Genomic DNA, 13,176 nt, shown 5'->3' on the forward strand with positions numbered 1-13,176 from the left:
CCTATGATTGAGTCGAAAAAATTGTTAGAAGAAATCTTAGTGGAGCTTGTGAAATTCCCCTCGATTACTCCCGAAGATGCCGGTTGCCAAGAGTTTATGATTGAATTCTTGGAGCAATCAGGATTCACTTGTCAACGGATGAATAAGGGCTCTGTCTCAAACTTCTTTGCCTTTTACGGAGAATCTGGGCCTCTTTTAGTATTTGCGGGGCATACGGATGTGGTTCCTGTTGGCGATATCACAAAATGGTTGTCTGATCCGTTTGCAGCGCTGAATAAAAACGGAATGCTTTACGGACGTGGTGTCGCTGACATGAAAGGAAGCCTGGCTTGCATGTTAGTGATGGCACAGCGATTTATTAAAACCTATCCTAAATTTCAGGGAAGATTAGGTTTTCTTATTACAAGTGGTGAGGAAGGCGATGATTACGATCTAGGCACCCCTTATGTTATGCAGCTTTTGCAAAATCAAGGTATTCATATTGATTATTGTGTGGTAGGCGAACCATCAAGTAGTGAAAAAATTGGGGATGTAATTAAAATTGGTCGTCGCGGTTCACTAAGCGCCAAAATTAGGTTACATGGAAAACAAGGTCATGTTGCCTACCCACATCTAGCAGATAATCCAATCCATAAAATTAGCCCCGCCTTAGCGAAACTGACTTCTACGCTCTGGGATCAGGGCAATCATCATTTCCCACCAACCTCAATGCAAGTTACTCACCTTCAATCAGGGGGGCATGCTCCAAATATAATTCCTGGAGAACTGATTTTACACCTTAATTTTAGGTACTCCACAGAGCAAACACATAGCTCATTAAAAGAAAAAGTTTTTGCTACTTTTCAGGAGCACGATTTGAATCCCATCATTGAATGGCGTATCAGTGGCGAGCCTTTCTTGACAGCTCAAGGTGCCTTGTTAGACAGTTGTAAGCAAGCAATTAACGAACTTACTGGAATTACCCCAGAGCTTTCTACCAGTGGCGGCACCTCTGATGGCCGATTTATCGCGCCCTATGGCGTTGAAGTAGTAGAATTGGGCCCCGTAAATGCCACTATTCATCAAGTGAATGAATGCGTTTCTTTAAAGGATCTGCATCAATTAGAAGCTCTATATTTTTTAATTTGTGAGAAATTATTAATTAATGGTTAGTCTATTTTAAGAAAAGCAGTAGCGTAAGGGAGGCTGCGATCATAATTCAGAGAGGCTGATTCAACCTGGGTTCCGCAGCGCTTCCCCCAGGCTATAATAGATGATTTATTTAATTTACCACATGCCATGTGCCATCTGGCTGACGACATGCGCTACCACGTAATGTTTGTGGTCTTCCATCAATGATTGCCTTAGTTAGATATTCACGGCAAGGCAAATGTTCACGATAATACGTGCGAGTGGGTTGTACGGTATAACTATTTCCAGTGTCTGGATTTGACCAATGTACTGATCTGCCAGTGGGCGCAGTTTCTAAGGCACGTTGCATTTCCATTCTATCTACTTTATCCATATATTTACCAATTTGGCCACCTAAATAAGCACCAGCAATAGCACCACCTGCTGTTGCCGCCAATTTAGCTGCTGGGCCACCCCCAAATTGACTTCCAATTAATCCCCCAATAACCCCACCTGAAAGAGTACCTACATCTTGGTGATTCATTGATGCACAACCAACTAATAATAAAGACAAAGATGCAACAGCTATTTTTTTCATAACATATCACCCAATTTAAAGGTTATAGAAATCGGTTGTAATTCTATCATCACGGTCAGTTATTATCCATAGTTAAATGCATCCTTGGTATTCGGCCCATAACTTCGAGATTTTGCTTTTAATTTCATCGGCCTAAGTTCCCATTTCACTAGCAGAGAATACATATATTCTTAATCGTGACGTACTCGCTCAGAGATTTGACATAATAATTCATATCCTGAAGTACCGGCCGCTTGAGCAACTCGCTCAACTAAAATATGAGTCCCCCAAAGCTCAACAGGTGCTCCAGGCTTTACTTCTGAATGATCTGTTAAATCCACGGCAAGCATATCCATCGAGACTCGCCCTACAATAGGCACTTCTTTGCCTTGGACCCAAACGGGGGTATTTGCCGCTATATGCCGTGGATAACCATCCCCATAACCTGCAGCAACAATACCAATAATTGAAGGCTTTTCACTTTTCCAAAGTCCACTATATCCGACTTGAGCTAAAGGAGGATTATAATGAACGGCACTAATTGCTGAAACAAAACGCATTACAGGGAGCAGACCCAAATCAATCGCAGTCTGATTGGCAAAAGGAGATACGCCATAAAGCATAATCCCCGGTCTCACCACATCTGCATGAGTTTGGGGAAATGAAATAATAGCGGCTGAATTGGCTATACTGCGTTGACTAAACCCTGCGATTGCAATATTTTCAAACAAAGTAATTTGCTGGGAATTTTCAATTCGCTCTGGCTCATCAGCACAGGCTAAATGAGTCATCAAGCCTATTTCTTTATCCACCCAAGGGCATGATTGCAATGCATTCATTAGTTCTTGCAGGTCTTCGATTTTAAAACCCAAGCGATGCATGCCCGTATTTACCTTAACCCAAAGTTTAATGGGTTTTTCTAATGGAGTGTTTAAAAGCCATTGGACCTGATGGGGTTGATGAATCACACAACCAAACTGGTATTGAGAGACGGCCTTAAACTCATCGGGACTAAATACGCCTTGAAAAAGAATACAATGAGTTCGAATTCCTATCTTATGAAGAACTAAAGCTTCTTCAATACAAGCTACCCCAAAAGCATCCACGTGCCCTTCCAATACAGGTGCAACAACATGTACACCACAGCCATAGGCATTAGCTTTAACCATAGCAATTATTTTTTTGCCTGGAGCAGTGCGTCTTATCCGCGCTAAATTATGGTGTAATGCATTGGGATCTATCACCAATTTGGTGGGTCGTGACATCTTAATCTACCCCTTGATAACCATTAAACGCTAAGTCTTCAAAACGGGTGTATTTACCAATAAATGCTACCCGTACTTTACCAATAGGACCATTTCTTTGTTTTGCTACAATTATTTCTGCGGTTCCCTTATCAGGACTGTCTTCATTGTAGACTTCATCGCGATAAATAAAGCAGATTAAATCGGCATCTTGCTCGATCGCACCCGATTCACGTAAATCAGACATAACAGGCCGTTTATCTGAACGTTGTTCCAGACTTCGGTTCAACTGTGACAAAGCAATAACCGGGACCTGTAATTCTTTAGCAAGCGATTTGAGACTGCGAGAAATTTCAGAGATCTCTGCCGTTCTGTTATCAGCGGAAAAACCAGGTACTTTCATTAATTGTAAATAATCCACCACAATTAGCCCTAAATTTCCATGATCTTTTGCCAATCGTCGTGCTCGTGCACGCATTTCCCCAGGGCTTAAAGCTGGAGTATCATCGATAAATAATGGAGCTTCCGAAAGCATATGCACGGCAGAGGTGACACGAGGCCAATCGTCGTCATCCAGTTTCCCCGTTCTAATTTTATGTTGATCAATACGTCCCAAAGAAGACATCATCCTCATTGCCAAAGAATCGGAGGGCATTTCCATAGAAAAAACAAGCACGGGCTTTCCTGATTTAATCGCCGCATGCTCTGCCATATTCATAACTAAGGTCGTTTTACCCATGGAGGGACGTCCTGCAACAATAATTAAATCAGAAGGTTGTAATCCTGAGGTCATTTCATCCAAGTCAGACAAGCCCGTAGCAAGCCCAGTAATCGCATCGCCATTATGATAAAGTGCATCAATTTTTTCCACTGCACGCACCAAAACGGATTTTATATTTTCAGGCCCACCATCGCCGGCTGTTTGTTCGCCTATAGCAAAAACTCTAGTTTCTGCCATATCAAGTAATTCAGGGACTTGTCTGCCCCCAGGATTATATGCCGAATCAGCAATCTCTGTAGCTACAGCAATAAGCTGTCTTTGTACAGATTTTTCTCGCACAATATCAGCATAAGCAGACACGTTAGCAACGCTGGGGGTATTATTTGCCAGTTCAAACAAATAGGCTTCCCCACCCGCGTCATCCAATTCGTTGTAAGACTTTAATGCATCAAGAAGGGTCACCACATCAAAAGGTTGATCTTTCTTTACCAAAGAAGCAATGGCGCGAAATAAAATTCGATGCTCAGTGCGATAAAAATCTGCTTCACATAATTTAGTGCTGACCTTATCCCAAACTTCATTGTCCAACATTAATCCACCAATGATGGATTGTTCTGCTTCCACTGAATGAGGTGGTCGTTTTAAAGGATCAACTGTCTTTTTGGAATTTTGCAGATCATACATGGTAATGACATAATGGAATTTTGAACGATATCTATTGTAATGATCTTTTAAAAGGATGTCACCTCGAACAACCGGGCAAAAATCATACTTTCAATGAATACGATATTTTTTTGTCATTCCCACCGCTGCAGGAATGACAAAAAATAAATTTGGTTTGTTAATTATTGCTTTTGCCAAACTTGAGTACGGCCTAATAAGGAAATACCTACATATCCTCGAACTAAGAGTCTGTTCCCTTGAACAGTGAGTTTAGCACGATAGACTTTACCTGACTTTGGATCTAGTATTGAACCACCACCCCATTCATTATTACCCTCGTTTTTCAATCCCCACATAAATTGCAATCCTTGGATTTTCTTACCTTTAAATCCTCCAGGACACTTCTCGCAAATACCTGTATCACCAGGTTGTGGGTAGACCTTATTAATAACTGCGCTTAAAGTACCACCAGACTCATTAATGGTTACAACAGCTCTTTTCTTACCCGTTTTATCATCAATTGTTACCCAAGTACCTACCGGTGCTTGAGATGCTGCAAGTACTGCAGGTAAATAGAACGCGGCAACAAAAAAACCACAAGCTAGTTTCCATAAGTTCATAATTTTCTCCATGTTTACAATCATTTATAGCTTATGTCATGATCGAAAACTATGCCAGTTTTAAATAGAATAAATTTAAAAATGGATGGCTTATGTTGGATGAAATAAAGCATTGTGGTGTAATTGTAATCCCTATACATCCCCTCCCCTGTATGCATAACATAACTCAAGCTAGAGGCATAAAAAATTGTTCTACATCCTCTTCACTTAAAGTCATCGCTTTAGCGGGATCAGCAGATAAAATACCTTCTACGAGCAATCTTTTTTTCTCTTGCATCCCTAAAATAGCTTCCTCTACAGTACCTGAGGTAATCAACTTATAAACAAACACAGGGTTTTCTTGACCTATTCGATGCGTTCGATCGGTCGCTTGGTCTTCTACAGCTGGATTCCACCATGGATCATAATGAATCACTGTATCAGCTCGTGTTAAATTAAGTCCGGTCCCTCCTGCTTTTAAACTGATAAGAAAAACAGGTGTTTTTCCTTCCTGAAATTTTTCCACCATGGCCTGTCGATGCATTGTCTGACCCGTTAATTTTAAGTAATCATAATTTCTCGCACGCAATTCATCTTCTATTAACTGCAACATCGAAGTAAATTGTGAAAATACCAAAACGCGCCTTCCCTCACCCACCAAATTATCTAATAAATCCATTAATGCTTCGAGTTTGGCAGAAGTCCCATAGGCAATTTCTGCTGCAGGCAATGACAGCAGTCGGGGGTCACAACACACCTGACGTAACTTTAGTAGGGCATCCAGAAGCAGAATATGGCTTTTCCCTAATCCTTGTTTGGCAATAGCATCACGAACTTTTTTCTCCATGCTCATACGAATCGCTTCATAGAGATCCCGCTGGGGACCCACAATCTCTATAGTGCGAGTCATTTCAGTTTTGGGAGGCAATTCACGAGCCACCTGATTTTTTGTTCTTCTCAATATAAATGGTTGTACTCTTTTAGTAAGCACTTCCCGTCTACTCAAATCTGCATATTTCTCAATAGGGGTTCTGAACCAAAGCCTAAATTGTTTTGCATCGCCAAGTAAACCAGGCATTAAAAAATGAAATAAAGACCATAACTCACCTAAGTGATTTTCCAAAGGGGTACCGGTAAGACATAAGCGATGGGTCGCGTGTAATTGTTGGATAATCTGCGTAGTCTTGGTGCGCGCATTTTTTATAAATTGCGCCTCATCCAATATAAGATAATAGAACGAATAGGCTATAAATTTCTCTTTATCACGATGTATTAGTCCATAAGTAGAGACAACAATGTCATAGTCATCAAAATTATCCTGATGACGATCTGAACCATGATAAATTAAAACTTTTAATTCAGGAGTAAAACGTTTGGCTTCAGCTTGCCAATTTCCAACAAGGCTTGTGGGAGCAACTATTAAGGTCGCTGCTCTTATACGACCTTGTTCTTTTTCATATTGTAAATGCGCCAAGGTTTGTACTGTTTTACCCAATCCCATATCGTCAGCGAGAATTCCACTAAAATGACTGGTCCGCAAAAATTGTAACCAATTCAATCCATCCCGTTGATAATCTCGCAAATGAGCATCTAGCCCGGTGGGAGGCTGTACCTCGGGAATCTGAGTTAATTGGGAAAGTTGTCGGATTTGCTCTCTTAGGGTTTCAGCCCCTTGCCATCGTGTTTTAGTGGCTGCAATAGCTAATTCCGCCTCTCGCATGAGAATAAGTTGGTACTTATTAATTTGGACCTGTTGGTTTTCATCTATATGCCGCAAGCCAAATTGTAACAGCAAACGAACTAAAGGCTTAATTCGTCCCATTTCTAACTGTAAGGCCCTCCCATCATGCAAGGGCAATTTTACTAATTGGTTATCTGGCAGATTATCCAAATCATTACCACTATAACGGTGGATCAAATCGGCCACCAAAGGTACGATACTCACTGGTTTACCCTCAACCAAAATTCCCAATTGATAAGAGAAAAAATCAGTCGTATTTTCATTCAGATCCGAGTACCACTCTACATCGTCAGCATGAATAACTTCTTGATACAACGAACTAATAAACTCAACTTGCCAGTCATGACTTTTTAACTCTGGCACTAATTGACTGTAAAGAAATTCCAAATCCGCCAAAACATGTATATTCTGGACTATAAAATCAGCTTTCTTTATTTTTTCCCACTGTTCATTTTCCCAGGCTCTTGGTACCCTCAGCTTAAGTATATTCTGTACCTCATTCCATTTGGCTTTCTCAAAATCCCTATCCCGCTTATATTCAATTAAAACATTTTCCTGCTGGCAAACTATTGTGTCGCATTCTTCAGATGCAGCGATTTTTAAACCTGCATAATCAAATACAATACGTGCAGTAAATAAGGCATGCAATTCTTCTTCTGTATCATAAAGCCATGGAGATTCTTCACCAAGTTCACTAATGGCATCTAGGATAAGCACCGGTACTGGCATAACATTTCGAACTTCGCGTTCTTTAAAAACTTGGGGTATGGGAAATTCAGGGCATGTTTGTCCCATTTTATTTGCTAATAATTCTGCCTGATCGAGGGGTATTGGCGGAGCTTCCAATAAATAACCCAATTGCTTTATTGGATATGGGGTAGTTAAATGCCCCATGGTGCTTTCTAAATAATTAAAAAACCAACTGTCATCCAACAATAAAGGTTCAAGGACTTTTCCTTCATGCATTAATAACAAATTTTGACTGCCATTATGAGATAACACCCATTGGCAGGTACCTTGAATCGGCTCAATTAAATGAATTGGTTCATCCTGATTTTGTATAAAAAAAGCCCTTCCTGTAGCAAGAACCCTCTCTAATAATTCACTATTGCGAATGGTTAATGTATCAAACCAGCCTGAAACACCACATTTAAACAACAGCAAAGCCACCAGCTCATTATCATCATCAATGAAATGTTGCTTTTTGGAGTCAGAAAGACTATTGAAAGGAATCATTTTTCCATAGCCACCACGTTTTAATAACTTGGCTAAAGCTAATCTAATCGCCACTCGATGCTCATGGCCATCAAGTCTTAGTTCTATGAGATAAACTAAATGATGCGTCACTTCGGGTGCTTTGACTACAGCCGCTTCTTGGGCCCGTAAATTTTTCAACCAGCTGTCGAGTCTTCTATTTAATTTAGTACCCGATACAGATTGGGAATTTCCCTTTTCTCTGTCCCGCAAAGCGAACAAACATGCGGCGGCATGCTTACAATTATATTGGTATGCACAAGTACAATGGGCTAATTTCGTTGGCCAGACTTTTAAATCCATATGTACATCGTAAATCTGACTTGAACTTCCTTTAACTCGTCCCTTTAACAGTCCATCGCTAAAACGTATATTGAGCACATGTCCATTTTCAAAATACTCTTGGCCACGCAATAATATTTTGGGTTCAAAGACTTCTGGCATTTTTGATAGTGCTTCATTTAACATAAAATGTGCTTTTTATTGGACAAAGGATCTATTTTAGTCAATTTTTAAATTAATTAACAATTTTATCTTCAAATCTAAGATTTTTTTGAATAAGGGTCTGTTGACAATTCGCTGGATTAAGACAAAATGAGGAGCTTTTAGAACACCCGAAATGCACAAACTATGTGATATCGTAGCGTGTTAAATCTCATCCGTAATGACCAAGAGTGAGTAGCGTTTTGTCAGCAAATCCTACTTTTCGAATCTTGGGTCTTTTTAGAGTATATATAATGCAGAATCAGCTTAGTGTACTTATGGCACAAATCAATCCCACAGTAGGCGCCTTGACGTCGAACAGGGATAAAATTATAGAGATTATAAAAAGTAAACAAAAAACTCACGATGTCATTCTTTTTCCTGAACTGGCCTTAACGGGTTACCCTCCCGAAGATTTACTATTTCGTAAGGAATTTCAACAAGCAGTTGATGAGCATTTAACACAAATACAAGCTGCAACTAAAGATTGCTATGTGTTAGTAGGTCATCCTTCGCGTAACCAACAACAACTCTACAATAGTGTGAGTATTTTTCATAATGGACAAAAAATAAGCGAGTATCATAAACAAAATTTACCTAATTATGAAATTTTTGATGAAGCACGTTATTTTACCCCAGGAAAAAGAAATCCATGTATTCTAGATATAAATCAATACAAAGTAGGAGTAATGATTTGTGAAGATTTTTGGTATCCAGGCCCTACTGAAGATTTGATAGAAAATGGAATTTCGGTTTTACTCATTTTAAATGCATCCCCATTTGATTGCGGCAAATATCACAAAAGAGAATCGCTTTTAAGATTTTATGCACAGCGGGGGATATCCATAATCTATGTGAACCAAATTGGCGGCCAGGATGAACTATTATTTGATGGCCAATCCTTAGCAATCGACACCAAAGGAACAGTTTGTGCACGAGCCCCCGCATTTAAAGAAGATTTGTGTACCGTTGAGATCCAAGGAAACCACATTACAGGGGCAGTGGCTCCTCTTCTTGAGTTTGAGCCCTTAATCTATGACGCCTTAGTTTGTGGTACACGTGATTATGTCAATAAGAATCATTTCCCCGGAGTTCTAGTCGGACTCTCAGGAGGAATCGATTCGGCACTAACATTGACTATAGCAGTTGATGCGTTAGGAGCCGAGCGAGTTCATGCCGTACTTATGCCTTCGCGTTATACCGCGCAAATGAGTAATGAAGATGCATTAGCTCAAATAAAAAAATTGAATGTATCCCATTCCCTATTATCAATTGAACCCGCTTTTAATGCACTGCTAACCACACTTGAACCAGTATTTACAGGACTAGCCCCTGATACAACCGAAGAAAATATTCAAGCTCGTATTCGGGGTCTGCTAATTATGGCATTGTCTAATAAAATGGGGAAAATGGTACTCACAACCTCGAATAAAAGTGAATCCGCTGTAGGTTACGCTACATTATACGGAGACATGGCCGGTGGGTTTGCGGTACTTAAAGATGTACTTAAAACTCAAGTTTATGCACTTGCCCAATACCGGAATAGTCTTTCTGAAATCATTCCTGAACGCGTGATAACCCGACCCCCGTCCGCTGAATTAAGAGCGGATCAGACCGATCAGGACAGTTTGCCTGACTATGAGATATTAGATGCAATCATCGTTTCTTACATGGAACAGTACTTATCACCTACAGAAATCATTCAACAAGGGTATTCTGCAGAAACAGTAAACAAAGTGATTCATTTGATCAAACGCAATGAATATAAACGCCGTCAATCGGCACCTGGAATTAAAATAAGTCCCACTGCTTTTGGAAAGGACTGGCGTTATCCAATTACGAATGGGTTTTAAACGTGCCTCTCGATGTCAACCGAAACGCACAGTGGGAGATTTCCTGTAAGTGCATATAACGCTAAATTAAGAAGATTCTTTGTCGTAAACTCCGCAGAATGAAGTGGTTTGGGAATAATTTATCCAGTTTTTAATGACAAATTCCTGGGTTGGGCTACGTCTCACGCCTTCACCCAGGTTACAAAACTAATTTCTTTATAATCGACTAGGACACAAAAATTAACCATTTGTTAAAGTTTTTGATTCTTCCATGGTCGCTTGTTCCGCAGCAATTTTTCGTTGTTGCCAAAAATTTGGTAGCTTTGAAAGTGCTTTATACCTACTATCGTCTAACTTTTTTGACGTGTTTTCTGCAGGCGTCTCTTTAGCGACTTCCTCTACAACTTCTTCCTTAGATAAATTAGGTTTTATGGTTGACTCTTTTTCAATTCGAGCCTTCATATGTTTTTCGAGCAGAGCAAATTCCTTTATATTGATCTTGCCTTGACTGGAAGGTTCTTGTTGTTTTAGCTTACTTTTATTTTGCAATACTTGAGAAATCATATTATTCATTTCAACCATTTTTTCAGAAGAAATTGATTTATTAGTATTCAATTGCAACAAATAGGCTTTAAGCTGCAAAACATCTGCCTCTTTAAATTCTCCCTTCTGGTTACTTAACCAGAAATCCAGCTTAGGATGATCAGATAATGAAATTTTACTTGCATTTCCTAGACTATTTATCCACCAAAGGCTTACCTCTTCTTTTTCAGTACGTCGTAAAACGAATGTTGAAGTAATGCCTTGCTCTTTAAGATCTTCATTAGTTAATTCAAGCTTCGTTTTGGTATTTTGGGGATTAATGAGTAAATGAACTTTAGCAAGGTATTCTTTTCTTGCTGCAAGGCACTCTCGTTTAACTTGTTTTAAATGCACAGGGTTTAATTTTTCTATGTCCCGATTTTCAAGGGTGGCCAGCTTCTGAGCCAATTCTTCACCTGGAGTTAGAGGATAAACCTCTCCGGAGGAATCAACCAAAGAAAGATGCCATTGTGAATTTTTATAACTTAGAGTAAAAACAATCTTGTTTTGTTGTACCGATTGCTCTTTTGCAGTAGAAAGATTATTAAAGACCAGTACATCTTTAACTAATTGAATTGATGATAGAGTTATCGCTTCACGTTCTTCATTTAATCTATTTTTCTCTTCCAATGAGAGCTTATATTGGTTCATAAAGATATTAATTTCAGCTAATACTTCGTCTTTAAGTTCCATTATAAATTTAGGAAGTTGGCTGTCTTCAACGGGTTGATAGTCCGGCACGGCATCGATTAATTCAAGAAAGAGAAAATAGTTATAGGAGCTGTTTACATTCCATTCACCTTCACTAATCATGAGCTTTAATTCCAGCAATCGAGTATAAGCATCTGGAAAGTCTTTCATGACATTAATGGATTGTTCTATTTTTTCACCACGAGTTCTGGTGTGCTGATAAAACCAGCCTGTTACCCATGATTGTACCGGGCGTTGATAATTTTTTTCTGCTCTTCGAGCAATAGCGACTATTTTTTGGCGTCCTGCTTCGGACTCATTTGCAATGATCCCTACCACTTGTTCCACAAATTCTTTGGGTATTTTCAATGATTTTTTTTTTGGCATTTTTGAAACTCCTTTTCATGATGCAAAATTCATGATTACATTAATGTTAATTTTATACAAGTAGAAAATTATTATGCTAAATTGCTCGCATACGTATAGTCATGTTAATTTTTCTACATCGCACTAAGTTATAAAAATTGTTCGTTTTTAACCCACTCCATTAGCTGATGGCCTAGACTTGCATTTTCAAAAAGATAAAATTGAATTCTCTAAAACCCGTTGCTCTACTGAATATCATGAGCATTGGTTTAAGCTTTGTTGGCATTGGCATCTACTTACGAAGAACTCTTAAATAAGAAATACCAGTTAGAAGTATAGACTTTGTTCCAATTTTTGCCAAAAAGAGTTTCACTCTTAAATTTACAGTAGGTAATCTCAGGCAACCAGAATATTGCTAATAAATTTTACCGAAATTTAGCACACTTATATAATTAAAAAAGCACATCCATCATTCGTTTTTCAAAAAAAATATGCGTGTCTAATACTTGCAAATTTAAAGTAACACGTTAACATGATTCGACAAAAAAAAATAATAACAAAGGGATGTTATGAAATTTGCATTTTTTTCAGCTACTTTATTATCAAGTAGTATTGCTGTAGCTGCAGTACCAGTGAATGGATGGTATTCCAGCGTATTTGGTGGATATACCCACATCTCTGGAAATGTATCAAAACACCATTTGGGATTTCTATTTGATAACGTAGATTATGAAAGTGGTTTTAATGCTGGACTACGTTTAGGTTATCAAAGTAATCCAATTCGTTATGAATTAGAGTACACCTACTTACAAGCGAATACCCAAGACTTTGATGTTGACTTCATTGCTCAAACTGGAGTATCAGGGAATACCAATGCCAATGTTGGTATGGCAAATATTTATTATGATTTTGCTGATGTTATCTTACCCACAATTTCTCCGTTCCTAGGAGTGGGTATCGGATATGCTTATATTGAGACTTCTTTGGATAGTACAGGCCCCTTTGGTGCATACTCCTTTGGCGTCACGGAAGGAGCTTTTGCATATCAGGGGACTGCGGGGCTAACTTATAATTTTGCAGAGAACTGGGCATTAAATGCTTCCTATCGTTATTTAGCAACAGCCAGTAACGACGATTTTGGTAGAACTCTACAAGTTCAGATGGGTAATGTAGGTATCGTTTATCGCTTTGACCAATGTACTTATAAGTAAAGTATCTTAAAAAAAATAGGGGATAGATTAGTAAATATGAGACATTATATCCTCTTTGAAATCAAGACCCCTCGTCGTATACCATCTAAGGCGACGGGTCGTA

The 13,176-nt window shown here is 39.0% G+C and carries 9 protein-coding genes; 3 read left to right on the forward strand and 6 right to left on the reverse strand.

The window, feature by feature from the left end:
• The first annotated feature begins 3 nt into the window (after positions 1 to 3).
• Entirely contained in the window at positions 4 to 1,152 is a 1,149-nt protein-coding gene (dapE, locus tag ACWTE2_RS09630) for a succinyl-diaminopimelate desuccinylase (RefSeq protein ID WP_454785177.1), read from the forward strand.
• 109 nt (positions 1,153 to 1,261) lie between these two features.
• Here the strand turns inward: dapE and ACWTE2_RS09635 are convergent, their stop codons facing one another.
• The 5 genes from ACWTE2_RS09635 to ACWTE2_RS09655 all read right to left on the reverse strand — a co-directional run bounded on the left by ACWTE2_RS09635 (position 1,262) and on the right by ACWTE2_RS09655 (position 8,377).
• Positions 1,262 to 1,708, reverse strand: coding sequence for an RT0821/Lpp0805 family surface protein (locus tag ACWTE2_RS09635; protein ID WP_182392940.1), 447 nt, complete (start codon positions 1,706 to 1,708; stop codon positions 1,262 to 1,264).
• Positions 1,709 to 1,878: 170 nt separating this feature from the next.
• Positions 1,879 to 2,952 carry an alanine racemase gene (gene alr / locus ACWTE2_RS09640; RefSeq protein WP_454785178.1) on the reverse strand — a complete coding sequence of 358 codons (1,074 nt, stop codon included), beginning with the start codon at positions 2,950 to 2,952 and terminating at the stop codon, positions 1,879 to 1,881.
• 1 nt (position 2,953) lies between these two features.
• Positions 2,954 to 4,336, reverse strand: coding sequence for a replicative DNA helicase (gene dnaB / locus ACWTE2_RS09645; RefSeq protein WP_182392938.1), 1,383 nt, complete (start codon positions 4,334 to 4,336; stop codon positions 2,954 to 2,956).
• Positions 4,337 to 4,497: 161 nt separating this feature from the next.
• A complete protein-coding gene (locus ACWTE2_RS09650) occupies positions 4,498 to 4,935 on the reverse strand; it encodes a DUF2147 domain-containing protein (protein WP_454785179.1) in 438 nt (145 codons plus the stop codon).
• 166 nt (positions 4,936 to 5,101) lie between these two features.
• Entirely contained in the window at positions 5,102 to 8,377 is a 3,276-nt protein-coding gene (locus tag ACWTE2_RS09655) for a DEAD/DEAH box helicase (protein ID WP_454785180.1), read from the reverse strand.
• A 269-nt stretch (positions 8,378 to 8,646) separates the two neighbouring features.
• On the opposite strand from ACWTE2_RS09655, the gene ACWTE2_RS09660 reads away from it, so the two are divergent.
• Positions 8,647 to 10,245, forward strand: a complete 1,599-nt coding sequence (locus ACWTE2_RS09660; RefSeq protein WP_454785181.1) for an NAD+ synthase — start codon at positions 8,647 to 8,649, stop codon at positions 10,243 to 10,245.
• A gap of 219 nt (positions 10,246 to 10,464) precedes the next feature.
• Here ACWTE2_RS09660 and ACWTE2_RS09665 read toward each other — a convergent pair whose 3' ends face one another.
• Positions 10,465 to 11,883, reverse strand: a complete 1,419-nt coding sequence (locus tag ACWTE2_RS09665) for a hypothetical protein (protein ID WP_454785182.1) — start codon at positions 11,881 to 11,883, stop codon at positions 10,465 to 10,467.
• A gap of 548 nt (positions 11,884 to 12,431) precedes the next feature.
• Between ACWTE2_RS09665 and ACWTE2_RS09670 the strand changes: the two genes are divergently transcribed.
• Positions 12,432 to 13,073 carry an outer membrane protein gene (locus ACWTE2_RS09670; RefSeq protein WP_454785183.1) on the forward strand — a complete coding sequence of 214 codons (642 nt, stop codon included), beginning with the start codon at positions 12,432 to 12,434 and terminating at the stop codon, positions 13,071 to 13,073.
• Positions 13,074 to 13,176 lie beyond the last annotated feature (103 nt).

This window comes from Legionella nigrisilvae (assembly GCF_977063395.2).

Excerpts from the sequence above, each read along its gene's own strand:
- dnaB (WP_182392938.1), bottom strand. The coding sequence starts at position 4,336 with ATGTATGATCTGCAAAATTCCAAAAAGACAGTTGATCCTTTAAAACGA.
- ACWTE2_RS09665 (WP_454785182.1), bottom strand. The coding sequence starts at position 11,883 with ATGCCAAAAAAAAAATCATTGAAAATACCCAAAGAATTTGTGGAACAA.
- dapE (WP_454785177.1), top strand. The coding sequence starts at position 4 with ATGATTGAGTCGAAAAAATTGTTAGAAGAAATCTTAGTGGAGCTTGTG.
- alr (WP_454785178.1), bottom strand. The coding sequence starts at position 2,952 with ATGTCACGACCCACCAAATTGGTGATAGATCCCAATGCATTACACCAT.
- ACWTE2_RS09650 (WP_454785179.1), bottom strand. The coding sequence starts at position 4,935 with ATGAACTTATGGAAACTAGCTTGTGGTTTTTTTGTTGCCGCGTTCTAT.
- ACWTE2_RS09655 (WP_454785180.1), bottom strand. The coding sequence starts at position 8,377 with ATGTTAAATGAAGCACTATCAAAAATGCCAGAAGTCTTTGAACCCAAA.
- ACWTE2_RS09670 (WP_454785183.1), top strand. The coding sequence starts at position 12,432 with ATGAAATTTGCATTTTTTTCAGCTACTTTATTATCAAGTAGTATTGCT.
- ACWTE2_RS09635 (WP_182392940.1), bottom strand. The coding sequence starts at position 1,708 with ATGAAAAAAATAGCTGTTGCATCTTTGTCTTTATTATTAGTTGGTTGT.
- ACWTE2_RS09660 (WP_454785181.1), top strand. The coding sequence starts at position 8,647 with ATGCAGAATCAGCTTAGTGTACTTATGGCACAAATCAATCCCACAGTA.